Below are 13336 nucleotides of genomic sequence, written 5' to 3' on the forward strand. Positions count from 1 at the left end.
TTCATGTGATGGCGGTTGATCAAGAACAGAGGTGCCCAAAAATGGTTGTAAACAACCCCGCTATAATCTCAACCCTTGATGTCAGCTTTTCTTTCAAAACAGACGGATTTCGTCGTGCCCGGGGTGTGCTGTGATGGCAAGAATGTTGGCCAGTGTTCAGAACCGCGAGGAAGCCGAACTCGTCTTCCAGAGCGGGGCGGATATCATCGACCTGAAGAATCCGGCAAATGGGGCGCTTGGTGCCGTTGATCCCGCCAAAGTATTGGAAGTTATTGATTTTGTTGATGGGAGGTGCGCAGTGAGCGCCGCCTGCGGCGACCTTCCGATGGACCCTGAAATCATCAGGGCGACGGCCGAGCGTTTTGCTGCCACGGGTGCCGACTATATCAAGATCGGCTTTTTTCCGTCTCCGAATTTGAGTCGTTGCATGGAGGCACTGAGATCTCTTGCTACACACAATAAATTGATCGGCGTATTGTTTGCCGACTACAAGGACAAATATGGCAGTGACCTGTTTGACCGGCTAAAGGCAAATGGCTTCCACGGTGTAATGATTGATACCGCAGACAAGTCCAAGGGACGTTTGCTCGCTCATATGGCGCCCGACCAGATCGGCAATTTTATCACGGAAGGCCAGGCGCGCGGATTGATGGTCGGAGTGGCGGGATCGCTCGAAGCTCCGGACGTTCCCAGGCTTCTGGCTTATAGTCCGGACTATCTCGGTTTTCGCGGCGCGCTGTGTTCGGGGCGTGACCGCACTGCGGCCATCGATCTTCGTGCCGCAATAAAAATACGCGGCCTCATTCCCGCCGTGCAGGAGAACGGGCCGCCGGCCAGGGTCGACTACAAGCTGCTGGCTGCCCGGGGATATTATCCCGATCCCGCACAGGCTGGACTTGGCACCGACAAGATATTCGTTCGTGCCTTTGTCCTGCCTGTGCAGATCGGGGCATACAGCTTCGAGCACGGGAAATCCCAAAATGTCAGTTTTGATGTCACGGCTGATGTTTTGCGTGTAACCCGCAACCCCGAAGATATGCGTCATGTTGTATCCTACGACCTGATCATGGACGGGATTCGCGCTATTGTGGGCCGTGGACATGTGGAATTGGTGGAAACGCTTGCAGAGCAGATCGCTTCCTTCATTCTTGAAAATCCGCGGGTTACCCAGGTCACGGTGCGTGCGGAAAAACTTGAACTGGGCGCCGGGGGCGTCGGCGTGGAAATCGAGCGCAAAAATGAAATAAAAGCCTCGTTGGTCAAGCCGAGGGGCGCTCCTGTCCAGATCGGGCACAAATCGCCATGAAACCTGCCATCGTGAAACTTGGGGGGAGCACGGCCGGCGAAACGCAGATGCAGCATTGGATCGATGCCATCGTAAATGCGGCATTTCCGGTCGTTATCGTGCCGGGTGGCGGACCATTTGCCGACCAGGTGCGGATATCGCAGCGCCGGCTCGATTACTCCGATCAGGCGGCCCATGCCATGGCGATCCTTGCCATGGACCAATTTGGTATTGCCATTGCGGAACGTCATCCCAGCCTGCGTATGGCGCGCACAGTTCACGAAATCGAGGCATTCCTCTATATGGGGCACACGCCGGTGTGGCTTCCCTCGACGATGACGATCGGCGCTGCCGATATTCCCTGTTCGTGGGATATCACCTCGGATAGTCTATCTGCCTGGCTGGCTGGCCTCTTGAGCGCTGACGATATGCTTCTCATTAAGCAGACGGATGAGTATCAGCATTTTTCAACGCTCGAGGAGCTTGCGGCGGCCGGTATTGTCGATGGCATGTTGACGGCCATGCTCACCGGCGATATCCGCGTTCATATTGTGGGCCCGCAAATCATGAATTGGCTCGATTTGCCGTTGACGAAGATACCGGGCAGTTTAATCCTGCAGGACAGACAAATTGAAGCGATGAGCCTGCGATGACCCGACTGCATACACCGCGCTGGGCTTGGGCGCTGACAGGCTCAGGACATTTCTTCATCGAGAGTTTCGAACTGATCCGCACCCTCAGACATTGCGATGTCTTTGTCTCAAAGGCGGCCAATGAAGTGTTGCGCATGTATAAACTTGAACTGGACTTTCCCGCCACGACGCGCGTTCTCCACGACAAGACTGCAAGTTCCGTACCCGTCGGCGGCTTTTATTCGGGTGTGTATCATACGGCGGTCATTGCCCCGGCAACCTCGAACACTGTGGCAAAGTGCGTGGCCGGGATATCGGATTCGCTGCCGACCAACGTATACGCGCAAGCGGGAAAATGCCGGATACCCAGTATCGTTTTCGCCTGTGATACTGCGCCTGAACTTGAAACGATGGCCCCCGGCGGCATGGTAAAGGTCTATCCCAGACCCATCGATCTTGAGAATACGGGAAAACTCAAGCACTACGAACGGACGCTGGTTGTGGAATCCCTGGCCGAGCTGGTGGAGGTGATCGAACGCCGTCAAAGCGAGCTTGGTGGTGATGAGTGAACACCTGATTTTCGTTACCGGGCATCTGGCTCATGCAAGACTGGAGCGCATTCTTGCGGGCATCGATACGTCTGCCTTCACTTATGAGATCGTAGATATAGGGGTCAAGGTTGCCGCCCTGATGACCGAAGATATCATCGTGCGGCGCCTGAAAATGCCGATCAAAGCCGACCGCATTATTCTTCCGGGCCGCTATCGCGGCAAGCTTGACAGTTTGAGCCAGCACTACGGCATCGCGTTCATGCGCGGTCCCGATGAAGTCGCCGATCTGCCGGCCTTTCTCGGGCGGGCAGGAAAACCGGTGGATTTATCCGGCCACGACATGCGGATATTTGCTGAAATAGTCGATGCATCATCGCTTTCCCTGGATGAACTTATGCGGCGGGCAATGCAGTTGGCCGATGCCGGTGCCGATGTGATTGATCTGGGCTGCCTGCCTGAAACACCCTTTCCGCATCTTGCCGGTGCCGTGCGCAGCCTGAAGAAAAAAGGCCTGTCCGTCAGTGTTGATTCAGCCAATGTTGAAGAATTGGAGACGGGCGCGGCGGCCGGGGCTGATTTTCTTCTCAGCTTGAACGAACATACCCTGCAACTGGCAACCAGATATCCCGTTACGCCGGTTCTCGTTCCCGCCGATGCTGGCGATCTTGACTCTCTTGGCAGGGCAATCACGGCTGCGCAAGCCGCAAAGATCAGCTTCATTGCTGATCCCGTGCTCGACCCAATTCACTTCGGTTTCAGCCAGTCGATCGGGCGGTTTTTGGAGGCGCGCCGCCGCTGGCCCACCATTCCCATGATGATGGGTACAGGCAATCTTACCGAACTTACCGATGCCGATTCATCCGGTGTCACCGCTCTGCTTGCAGGAATCTGTTCGGAGCTTTCGATCGGCAATGTACTGGTGGTCAATGTCAGCCCGCATACCGTCCGTACCGTCGAGGAGCATGATCGCGCCCGCCGTATCATGTTCGCGGCCAAACAGGATCATTCCCTGCCTCGCGGTTATGATGCCGGGCTGCTGCAGGTGCATGACCGCAAACCCTATCCCAGCAGTGTACAGGATATTGCCACCCTGGCTGCTGATGTGCGCGATGCCAATTTCCGGATCATGACGGCGCCTGATGGTGTGCATGTGTTCAATTCCAAGGGGCACAGCGTGGAACAGGATGCATTCGAGTTTTTCCCCGCTCTGGGCGTTGAGGCAGATGGCGCGCATGCGTTTTATCTGGGAGCGGAATTAACAAAGGCCGAGATCGCATGGAAACTTGGCAAGCGCTATAGTCAGGACGAACCACTTGAATGGGGTGTCGGCACACCGGTCAAACCAAAAGATCGCCTCAGGCTGGCGGAAGCGGGACATACGCTTCGTGGAAAAAAGGACAAGACGACTTGACCTATATCAGGGAAACAATCGTCACAACCATGAGTGGCGACGGCATTATCCACATTGCGCCGCTGGGCATTATCCAGCATGGTCAAGGCTGGATAATAGCACCGTTCCGACCCTCAAAAACCCTGGAAAACCTGGCGGCCGTGCCTTTTGCCATAGCCAACTACACCGATGACATGAGAATTTTCGCCGGTTGTCTTACCGGCCGCAAGGATTGGCCGACGGTCCCGATAGATGATTGTCCCGTTCCCAGACTTAAGTCAGCCCTAAGCCACTCTGTCCTCGAAGTGGTTTCCGTTGAAAATGATGAATTGCGGCCCCGGCATATCTGCAAGGTTATATCAGAGGCGATACATGCTCCCTATACGGGGCTGAACCGTGCCAAGGCGGCGGTTCTGGAGCTTGCCATTCTGGTCAGCCGCCTGCAAATGCTACCGCCCGAAAAGGTTGCCGCAGAGATAGACTATCTGAAAATCGCTATCGAAAAAACCGCGGGTCCGGACGAGCTTGAGGCATGGTCATGGCTCATGCAAAAAGTCACGGATCAGCAACCGGCAAGTTAATGGCAAGGTAGGGTCACGATTGCAGATGAATTGAGCCGAGAACGGCGACTGCCGCGGCCGGCGCCGCCTTGGCGGCTGCTTCACGGACATTGTCGCTCGCCGGTATCAATGTGCCAAAATCAAGATAGGGCCGGTTTAATCGGTTGGCCAATGCAGCGACCTGCGGACGGCCGATCCCTGCACCCACCACGGGGGCGGAGCCATCAGGTCCAAGTATTTGTGCAACACGAAAAGCACCGTCGTGGATCATGCGTAGCTGGTGCTCGCTGAACCAACGTGCAATCTCCATCCATTCTTGATCATCGAGATCGCTTCGATCCCGTCCAACCATTCTGGCTATGCGCTCCATGGAGTCCGCCAGGGTTTTCGGTCGACGATCGGCAGACGGATATTTGTCATCCGTCTCTTCAAGAGTGCCCAGAATGCGGCCAATGTCGGCGGTGTTGGCGAAATATTCATTCATCAGGGGTGTCATGGCACCGCGCACGGGAACCAGCGCTGCTATGCCGATGAGTGCCGAACGGGAAAATCCAGTGTAGACCAGCTCGCCGCTGAGCAGTCTCTCGGCATCCGTATAGCCAATATTGGCCAGTTCAGAATTTTTAAATGCCAGAATATCCGTTGTCGTTGAGCCCATATCAACAAACAGGCCATTACCGGCCAACTTTGCGGTGAGCGAGGATGTGGCGTGCCAGTTGGCTGAAGCAATGTCGCCGCCCAGTTTGCGCGCGGCGCTGATTGAGCAGAAGTTCGCGCGGCCAGCGTAAATCAGTGTGTTGTTGCTACCAAACTCTTCTTCGATAAAATCAAGCAAGGCTGCGATGCCCGCATCCCGCGAAGCGAACGTATCGGAAAGTTCACCAGTCATAGTAAAGATGTTGAACACATCTTTTTGCGGTACAGGTTGGATTGCACGCAGGGCATTGCGCGTTTGATCCAATCCCAGCCACAGAGGTGTTTTGAAAATTTCAGCCGAAACGATCATGCCGTTTTCGCACCGCGCCATCTTGAGATGCGCACCGCCAATATCCCAACCATTGATCAGGGGCTTTCTTTCGTTGGCAAATCGGGATTTCATGGACAGACTGTTCCTTGGATTCTTAACGTGCATATCATTCCAGTACTCGACATTAAAGATGGGTTTGTTGTTCGTGCTCGCATGGGTGAGCGCGAATGCTATCGCCCGATTGAGACACCCTTGAGTCAAACGGCCCGGCTGCCGGATGTCGCCAACGGCTTGCGGACAGTCCATCCATTCGAAGCATTTTATATTGCCGACCTCGACGCAATTTTGCACCGTGACTCAACAGAGACCGTCTTGGCCAGGATTGAGCCTCTCCTCGACAGCTACAAAATATGGCTCGATGCCGGTTTTTCGCAGTTGCATCAGTTTGAGACAATTTTGGCCAAGAGGGGTATCTGCCCCGTTCTTGGGTCTGAATCTCAGCAAGATGCATCCGTGCTTCGAGCTTTGCGCAACCACGCACAATTGGTTCTGTCGCTGGATTTTCGCGGTGATGAGTTTATCGGACCTTCATCTATTCTTGAAAGCAATTTAGACTGGCCCGAGCGCATTATCGTTATGACCCTTCGGCGCATTGGAGCCGGTATCGGGCCGGATTTCGACCGGCTAAAAGCAATCAAACAACGAGCCGACGGGCGCATTGTCATGGCTGCAGGTGGTATCCGAAATATCCACGATCTCGAGCGCCTGGAGGAGATCGGCATTTCCGGCGCGCTCGTAGCGACATCACTGCACGATGGAACATTGAACCGGCAGGCGATTGCCAGTCTCCTCCAGTGATTATAGTCAGACAAGGATTGGGAAGAAATTGCCATTTCCCCCCAATCTTCAGTTCAAAAACCCAGACGTTTTGCCAACCGGCGCAACAGGCCATCGGTTTCGACAGAGGGCGAACTCTGTGCGGGGTTGTCTCGTGTCTAAGCGCTGAATGGATGCTTGACTGAATCGCGGGCTGCAGTTGCTTCCGCCGCTGTAGGCTTGCCGGTCACCGCCCTTTCGATGGCTTCCTTGGTCGCGCGATAGTTAAAGTCCTGGATTTTGGCATCATCCTCTGCTTCCCAGTGAATGAAGACGCCAACGCAGATAAAGACATCATCGGCTTCGTCAGCCGGGATTGTGCCATCGGCAACACTGTCCTGAACAGCCTTCGCCACAGCATGCTGTGCGGGACCGAACATCTGGACAGCCTGCTTTGCTCCTTTAATGGTCACCTTGTTGAACAGGATCGTGTTCGGTTTGCAGGCCATATTGGGCGCTATGACCGCAAGAAGAGACGTAAACCCGTCCTTGTTGTTGGTCAGAGCATTGCAGAATGCTGTTTCAACTGCGCTGCCACGCGGCCCGATCAACAGATCGATATGCGCAACTTCATTCCCATCGCCAATCAGCGATTCGCCAACCATAACTTTATTGATTTTTGCCACGGCCAAATTCCTCCCTAAACCGTTTCCAAAAGGTATGTCCACAGACGCCGTACACTCGAGACACGACTCTCGATGGACAGCTATCCTTGTTCACAGCACCCTTGGATGGGGTCGGTTGGCCAGATAGCAGCGGATGAAATCCGCTGCTTAAATTCAAGCATTAACATGGCCATTATGCAAGAGCCAGTTGAGTTTGAATGCAAAAAGGCATGCCACGGTCAGGTCTGCCGATGTTCCAGGATTGACGTTTGCAGCCTTTAGCCTGGCATCAAAGGAAAGGAGCAGTTTTTCACGCTCCCTGCCATCTCGAATGCCCCGTACTTTATCCAGGATTTGCCGCGCTTCATTTCTCGTCTGTTCAGCGATTGCGACACTGTGCTTGCGAACGATGTGACTGTCCACAAAGTTTGAAAGGAAATGAAGGTAGACAAAAACGGTCGGCCACATGTGCTGCTCACCACAGTCCATTGCAGCCATATGTGCCCGAAGCCCTCCATCAAGAATGTCGGAAAAATCGGTCACATATTGCCGAGCGATCATGTCGCGGTCCGCAGCAGCTCCCATTGCTTCCAGCAGTGATACGTCGGGCGCATCGTTGACATCGTGCTCGGGCGCTGAACCAAGCCCGCCCGGGCGCGCATGCACAATGGCGGCAAATATATTGCGGGCGTCCTCTGTACCCAGGCTTTGCAGGGTCGCCTTTATCCCGGTTTCAAGGTCGCCTGCCGACATTTCAGCAGTTTTCGCCAAAGGCGCACAAAGGAGAAGAATTCCAAGATTGGTGTTCGTACCGACCTTGAGCGACGTCGCCTTGACGGCATCCAGAATCCGCTTTCCAACGGAAAGGGCGCGATTGGATATCGGGGCTGCAGACACTTGTGCACTGGCCAGGAATTGCTGAGCAGTCATACGGTGGCCATCGGCAAAACGATGCACATTGCCTGGCTTCAGAGCCTCGATTTCCTGATAGCACGCATAGATGTAGGCTCGCCTGACCTGTTGCCTCGTCAAAGTCACGCCGCAGGTCTTTCGGATAAACCTGGCGCAATCATGGAGACAAGGGCATCCGCAATGCTTTCCGCGATCCGTATAGGAACGACAGACTGCAATCCGGTCCAGGCGGGCATGCTGTTCACCTCGAGAATGAGAAGCCTGCCATCCGATGCCGGAATAATGTCAACTCCGGCAAAGTCGGTCCCGATGGCGGCAGAGGCGGCAAGAGCCAGCTTTTCCAACTCCGCCCGCAATGGCCCGACGACAGTCTGTCCTTTCCCACCCTTGGCGATATTGGTTATCCAGCCTTCGGCGCGGCGTTCCATCATGCCGAGCACCTTGCCGGCACAAGTGAAAACCCGGTAATCGCAGTAAGGTGCACCCGATCGTGCCACGAAACGCTGCAGATAATAGACATCGTCAATTTCTTCCGGATCGGGCAGATCGTCAATGTTTTGAATAAGCCGGATTCCGCGCCCCTGCGAGCCGAAAAGCGGTTTGAGCACCAGTGGTCCCTTGGTCAGCTCGCGCACTGCCACGGCCCTGGCATTGGCGAGGCTTTCCACGGCAAAGGTTTCGGGAGTTGGCAAGCCAGCCTGTGTGAGAAAGAATGTGGTCGTGGATTTGTCGACGCATCGCTCGACGGCTTTTGCCGAATTCCACACGGGCACGCCGAGATGAGCGAGCGCATGCAAAACGCCAAGCCTGCGGGTGATTGCTTCAAATGTTCCTGAAGAAATCGAACGCACAATAGAAGCATCCGGCAGAACGCCATTCATGCCAGGGATCGCAATGCCGGAGGGGTAGCGGCTGTCAAAGCCGATATCCGAAAGCGGATAGGTCAAAACGGTTATGCCACGCTTACGCAGTGCCGTCCGGAGTTCCCTGACTTGCCGGTCGATCCGGTCGGAAAGAATGAGTATCGTTTCTGCCATGATCTTCTGCCCTAACCCAGTGACCGCTCGAGCATTTTTTGGTGGATGCTGCCGTTACGGAAGGTATCGCCCGTTTCAATCGCCGTGACAATGACCCGGGCAGGACTGAAAAGACGCGGGTCTATGGCATAAAAGTCTCCTTTGAACTTCTTGAATGTATCGGCGAATGGCTCGCCGTGATCGTGCGAGGTATGGCTGGGCAGCTGTTCGGCCAGTTGACGGGCAGCGTTCGCATCACCTTTCACGAACAATTGCACGGTTCCGCCATAGATGATCGCATCATTCGTCCTACCCATGGCCGTCAGGAAATCCGGATGCGGGGCAGGAATGGGGGCTGTACCAATACCGTCGACAATATCATTCAAGGCAAACCCCAGATCATGCGCTTTGTGCATGGCAACTTCGAGCACACGGCCAACGATCTGCACGGCCCCCGTAAGGCTTTGCGTTGGAGCATAGATGAACGTCAGCCCATCGGGGGCAATGCCCGTTGCCTTGGAAACCTTGTCGACAACAGCAGGGGGTGGGGGTTTTGCCGTCTCCAGGATGACAACCGAAGCTTTTGCATCGGGTTCGCGATAATCGATTTCCTGGAATAGTGGCTCGACACGTGCCAGTGCACGCGCCGGACCAGAACCCATGGCGAAATATTCTTCATGCGAGAGATTCCACCCCGCATACTGGCTTGCAAGGCATGCAAGGACGGGTTGTGACGAGCGCACTGTCAGGGCGTAGGGCCACGGGTCATTGTTCATCACCGTTGATACCGTGCCGAGCCCGCCCAAACAGATTTCGATAATACGCAACCCGGCCTCAATGCCACCTTGGCAGTTTGCCCCCGCATCTATCAGCTGCTCGCCGAGACTGCCGCGGCTATGTAAAATACCCAGCCTAGAAGCGTCCTCAATCATCCTGATGGTCAGCTGTTGCGCGCTGTGATTCAAATAGGCATGGCCATTTTTCATCGATATTCCTCCCTCCAGTTAACCGCAATCTGTTTGATGCGGTCCTTCACGGCTTTCATCGCTGCAGAAGCGGAGGGAGCCGTGGCAAAGACTGTACAAATGGGATCGCCCGCCTGCAGTGCGGTCCCCGATATCTGATGATCGGCCGTGAAAACTGGCCAGTTGACATCGGGAAACGATCCTAACGCCTTGTCGGCATAGGCGATCCCCGATGCACTGGAACCTGCATAGGACGGAATCTGAATATCCGATCCAATCGTCGCGCGCATATGCTCCAAAAGGAGCGGCGTCTCTTCACAGTCGAAAATATCAAGCGTTGCTCCCGGGCGCGGATTGATTTCAATGAGATGCAAATCCCGATCATCGATGAAGTCGGCGCTGCACAATCCAACGAGACCGGTTATCTCAACCAGGGCATTGAGCCAGGTTTCAATCAGAGCCGCTTTTTTTCTGTCGTAACGGCCGAGCCGGACCGCCCCACCATACCGAAAGGGAGTTTGACTGGTTGGAGAGACCCATTGGCGGCTGAACCCGATCATGTTGGCTCGTTTGCGATCAGCCAGAAACAATGCCGAAAGGTTTCTGCCGGATATAAATCGCTGATAGTAATGCTGCCGACCGATGGAGCTGTCGCACGCCTGCCTGACATGAGAGCCGCCTGCGGCGCCTGAGCGCTTTACCAGCCAATTTTTCAGATCGTTGGGAGCTTCAAAAGCAATTGCCGGATGCGGAATGCCGATTTGGCGGCATAACCGTTGCAGATTGACCGGATCTTTTACCGCTCGGATGGTCTGCGCACTGTTTCCGGCAACGGCAAATCTGCGCGATATCGCATCGATCACGCCCGGGTTGGCCTCGAATCCGGAACCGTAGATGAGTGCAACCGGCATTTCGTCGCCCGCCAGTTCTTTCAACGCTTCAAGAAGCGCCACTTCCCCGATTCCATCCTGCAGGCTTCCAGAAAGCTTGATCGCCCGCTCGGCAAGAGCCAGAGTATCGCTGTCGTTGAAGAGATCGGCTACCAAAGGGCGCAGCCCCGCTCGCCGCGCTGCTGCAGCCAGAGCACGTCCCGAAACAGCGGCAATCAGAACCGCGCTATTTGGCAAGATCGCGAGCAAGGGTGAACGCATCCCGGAAATCATAGATGACAGGTTTCTTCGCCTTGATCATCTGTTCGAACAAACCAGCTTGAGTCTTGTATTTGATGTTGCCGATCGAGAGTGCACCAATGCCGACGGCATTGGTCGCATTGAGTGGCTCGCCATTTGCGTTGACCTTCAGGCCTTCAATGCCTGCCGGAGGGACAGCATTTACATCTGCCGCCACAAGAAGCGCAGTTGCTGCCTTCAACTGCGTCATTGATAGGACTTGCACACCAGCCTTTGCCGCCGCCAAGACGACTTGCGCCTCCTGCAGGATTGATTTCTTACGAGGCTCCGTCGAACCGTCGACTGGGTCCACTGTGACATTGAACCTGGCTTTCATGGAGGCGGCAAGCGTCTTCACGCGTTCCATTCCATCGTGCCCAACGATCGTGACCTTTGCACCGTGTTCCGCCGCGATAACGGCTGTACAGTATCCGACAACACCAGTTGCACCAAAGATCGCAATTCTTGTGTCTTTCAATTTGCGGTCATGATATTTCGCCAGCGCTTTTTCAACCTTGGCAACCATAGCTGCTGCGGTGGTAAAGGACCCAGCTGGATCGGCAAACACCGAGATGGCAAAGGGCGGAACCATTGCTTTTCTTGCCGCGTTGAGCATGTCGAGCGCCACCGGCGCATCTTTGCCGGCTAAAAATATGCCTGTCGCGACGCCGGCATCGGGAGGACGGGAGAAGATAGCGTCCTGAACAAGATTTCCGACATCAGCAAGAGTAACATCGGTATAGGCCATCACTGAGTCATAACCTGCGTCGAGCGCCATATTGACGTCAAATGGGCTCATTTGCCGGAGAGGTGTCAGCATGTGGAGGATGGTTTTGCGGCTCAATTTTCCGTTCCTTAACAATGGTGGTGCCCATGGTTCAGGGTCAGTTTACATCTTAGGCTCTGGCGAGGTTCAAGAGCGTATGGGTTATCTCGGCGCCCGCATTTCTGCCCGCCACGATCTGGATTTTTGCCCCGGCGTCGGGAGTGATGCTGTTTACGATATGCTCTGCTTGCTTCTGCGAAGCGGCAAAGGCAAAACCTGTCGGCCCCCACGAGCTTTGACCAATCCCGGTTGCACCAGCCTGTGCCAGCCGGTGAATTGTGGCTTCAACACTTCTGCTGGTAAAGATGCCACCCTGCGCAGGAGCGAAATATCTTCCGATTTCATCCTGAATGGCCTGAACGGCCTGTCCGAAAAGTGGAAGGTTCCTTTCCATCAGCGCGGGCATTAAACTCATGACGACATGGCGACAGATCAAAGCTGATATCTCCACGGGAAACGGAGGGAGCGCCTTGAATGCTTCGATTTCCTCCTGGCCGTGAATACCCTGCGTCGAGGTGTCGAATACGAGAATGACCCGCCATGTTTCGGGGAAGGCAATGCGGGAGATGACTGTTGGCGCTGCGCTTCCATGTCCCCTGCCTGCGTCGATGATGACGCCCCCTTCATTGAAAGCTGCAATTCCTATTCCCGAACGTGAACCGCGCCCGAGCAGTATTGCATCGTTCACGATATCGGGTTCGAAATGGTGCAACGTGCGCAGTGCAGCCGAAATGGCAAGCGCAATTTGGGTGCCAGACCCCAATCCGATATGACTGGGGATGGTACGATGGACTATTACATGATGATGAGCCGCTATGCCAAGATGATTGCAAAATGTTGTCATGTGCTGTGCCACCCGGATCGCCTCGGCACCGTGAATTTCCGGCTTTGACGCCCGCGCAATGGTCACAACGGTGGCGATATCCTCTATAGGCAAGCCAACACTGCCAAAGCGGTCACCGCTCGCGCGCGGAATATCGAGGAAGCCGAGATGAAGACGGGCAGGGACTTTGATCGTGACGGATTCCGACATTTGCTTAATTTACACAATCTCAAAATCGGGCCCTGCAATATATGATATCGTCTTTCCAACAAGGTGCAAGTGTGTTGAACGAACAATCGGGAGGATCGACGATGACGAAAGAAACAGACAGTTTAGGCCCCAAGGAAACAGTTTATTCCGAAAGCGAGATTATGGCGCGTCTTGCAAGGGATCTGCCGCGTTGGCGTTACGAGAATGGTTGGATACGCAGAAAGTATAAGACTCATAGCTGGAAATCCACGCTCATGGTGATCAATACAGTTGGTCATCTTGCAGAAGCCGCCTGGCATCACCCCGATCTGAAGGCATCCTATGCCTGGGTTGAAGTACTTTTGCAAAATCACGAGGCCAAGGGCATCACCGACAAGGATTTTGAACTTGCGATGAAGATCGAGGCGGTTGTGCAATGGCAACCAGGCAAAGAAGGGGGAGCCCTTGAAGGCACGCCTCCTGCCGATCAGCGCTTTGCCTATGTCAAGTACGACTAATTCGCAGATTTTCTGTACAGGCAGGGTTCACATTCGCAAAAAACCAGATAAG

Annotated in this window: 15 protein-coding genes; 7 read left to right on the forward strand and 8 right to left on the reverse strand. The window is 54.7% G+C overall.

Features of this window, described 5'->3' with window-relative positions; genetic code table 11:
* The first annotated feature begins 133 nt into the window (after positions 1–133).
* The 5 genes from ACTJI9_RS19095 to ACTJI9_RS19115 are packed head-to-tail and all read left to right on the forward strand — an operon-like array spanning position 134 to position 4439.
* On the forward strand, positions 134–1306 hold the full coding sequence (locus ACTJI9_RS19095; protein ID WP_440810253.1) for a (5-formylfuran-3-yl)methyl phosphate synthase: 1173 nt from the start codon (positions 134–136) through the stop codon (positions 1304–1306).
* The gene (locus ACTJI9_RS19100; RefSeq protein WP_337353247.1) at positions 1303–1938 is read left to right on the forward strand and encodes an amino acid kinase family protein; all 636 of its coding nucleotides are present in this window, start codon (positions 1303–1305) and stop codon (positions 1936–1938) included. Before ACTJI9_RS19095 ends, ACTJI9_RS19100 begins: the two co-directional genes overlap by 4 nt.
* On the forward strand, positions 1935–2486 hold the full coding sequence (locus ACTJI9_RS19105; RefSeq protein ID WP_336441649.1) for a flavoprotein: 552 nt from the start codon (positions 1935–1937) through the stop codon (positions 2484–2486). The genes ACTJI9_RS19100 and ACTJI9_RS19105 overlap by 4 nt, the downstream gene beginning before the upstream one ends.
* Entirely contained in the window at positions 2479–3879 is a 1401-nt protein-coding gene (locus tag ACTJI9_RS19110; protein WP_336441650.1) for a DUF6513 domain-containing protein, read from the forward strand. Before ACTJI9_RS19105 ends, ACTJI9_RS19110 begins: the two co-directional genes overlap by 8 nt.
* Positions 3876–4439, forward strand: coding sequence for a DUF447 domain-containing protein (locus tag ACTJI9_RS19115; protein WP_336441651.1), 564 nt, complete (start codon positions 3876–3878; stop codon positions 4437–4439). Before ACTJI9_RS19110 ends, ACTJI9_RS19115 begins: the two co-directional genes overlap by 4 nt.
* Positions 4440–4452: 13 nt before the next feature.
* Here ACTJI9_RS19115 and ACTJI9_RS19120 read toward each other — a convergent pair whose 3' ends face one another.
* Positions 4453–5517 (reverse strand): hydantoinase/oxoprolinase family protein, encoded by a 1065-nt coding sequence (locus ACTJI9_RS19120; protein WP_336441652.1) that lies wholly within the window; start codon positions 5515–5517, stop codon positions 4453–4455.
* Positions 5518–5544: 27 nt separating this feature from the next.
* On the opposite strand from ACTJI9_RS19120, the gene ACTJI9_RS19125 reads away from it, so the two are divergent.
* A complete protein-coding gene (locus tag ACTJI9_RS19125; protein WP_336441653.1) occupies positions 5545–6243 on the forward strand; it encodes a HisA/HisF-related TIM barrel protein in 699 nt (232 codons plus the stop codon).
* 137 nt (positions 6244–6380) lie between these two features.
* Here the strand turns inward: ACTJI9_RS19125 and fae are convergent, their stop codons facing one another.
* The 7 genes from fae to ACTJI9_RS19160 all read right to left on the reverse strand — a co-directional run bounded on the left by fae (position 6381) and on the right by ACTJI9_RS19160 (position 12787).
* Positions 6381–6887, reverse strand: coding sequence for a formaldehyde-activating enzyme (gene fae / locus ACTJI9_RS19130; RefSeq protein ID WP_115054086.1), 507 nt, complete (start codon positions 6885–6887; stop codon positions 6381–6383).
* Positions 6888–7040: 153 nt separating this feature from the next.
* Positions 7041–7904, reverse strand: coding sequence for a triphosphoribosyl-dephospho-CoA synthase (locus ACTJI9_RS19135; RefSeq protein WP_336441654.1), 864 nt, complete (start codon positions 7902–7904; stop codon positions 7041–7043).
* A complete protein-coding gene (locus ACTJI9_RS19140) occupies positions 7901–8815 on the reverse strand; it encodes an ATP-grasp domain-containing protein (protein ID WP_336441655.1) in 915 nt (304 codons plus the stop codon). The genes ACTJI9_RS19135 and ACTJI9_RS19140 overlap by 4 nt, the downstream gene beginning before the upstream one ends.
* A gap of 11 nt (positions 8816–8826) precedes the next feature.
* On the reverse strand, positions 8827–9780 hold the full coding sequence (gene mch / locus ACTJI9_RS19145; RefSeq protein WP_440810259.1) for a methenyltetrahydromethanopterin cyclohydrolase: 954 nt from the start codon (positions 9778–9780) through the stop codon (positions 8827–8829).
* Complete coding sequence (locus ACTJI9_RS19150) at positions 9777–10910, reverse strand: ATP-grasp domain-containing protein (protein WP_440810262.1); 1134 nt, start codon at positions 10908–10910, stop codon at positions 9777–9779. Before ACTJI9_RS19150 ends, mch begins: the two co-directional genes overlap by 4 nt.
* Positions 10876–11772 carry an NAD(P)-dependent methylenetetrahydromethanopterin dehydrogenase gene (locus ACTJI9_RS19155; protein ID WP_440810264.1) on the reverse strand — a complete coding sequence of 299 codons (897 nt, stop codon included), beginning with the start codon at positions 11770–11772 and terminating at the stop codon, positions 10876–10878. Before ACTJI9_RS19155 ends, ACTJI9_RS19150 begins: the two co-directional genes overlap by 35 nt.
* Positions 11773–11824: 52 nt before the next feature.
* Positions 11825–12787: a beta-ribofuranosylaminobenzene 5'-phosphate synthase family protein gene (locus ACTJI9_RS19160; RefSeq protein ID WP_440810267.1), complete on the reverse strand. Its 963-nt coding sequence runs from the start codon at positions 12785–12787 to the stop codon at positions 11825–11827.
* Between the two features lie 101 nt (positions 12788–12888).
* On the opposite strand from ACTJI9_RS19160, the gene ACTJI9_RS19165 reads away from it, so the two are divergent.
* A complete protein-coding gene (locus tag ACTJI9_RS19165) occupies positions 12889–13284 on the forward strand; it encodes a 4a-hydroxytetrahydrobiopterin dehydratase (RefSeq protein WP_115053888.1) in 396 nt (131 codons plus the stop codon).
* The last annotated feature ends 52 nt before the right edge of the window (positions 13285–13336 follow it).

Source organism: Phyllobacterium sp. 22552 (genome assembly GCF_052044585.1).
Taxonomy (GTDB): Bacteria; Pseudomonadota; Alphaproteobacteria; order Rhizobiales; family Rhizobiaceae; genus Phyllobacterium; species Phyllobacterium ifriqiyense.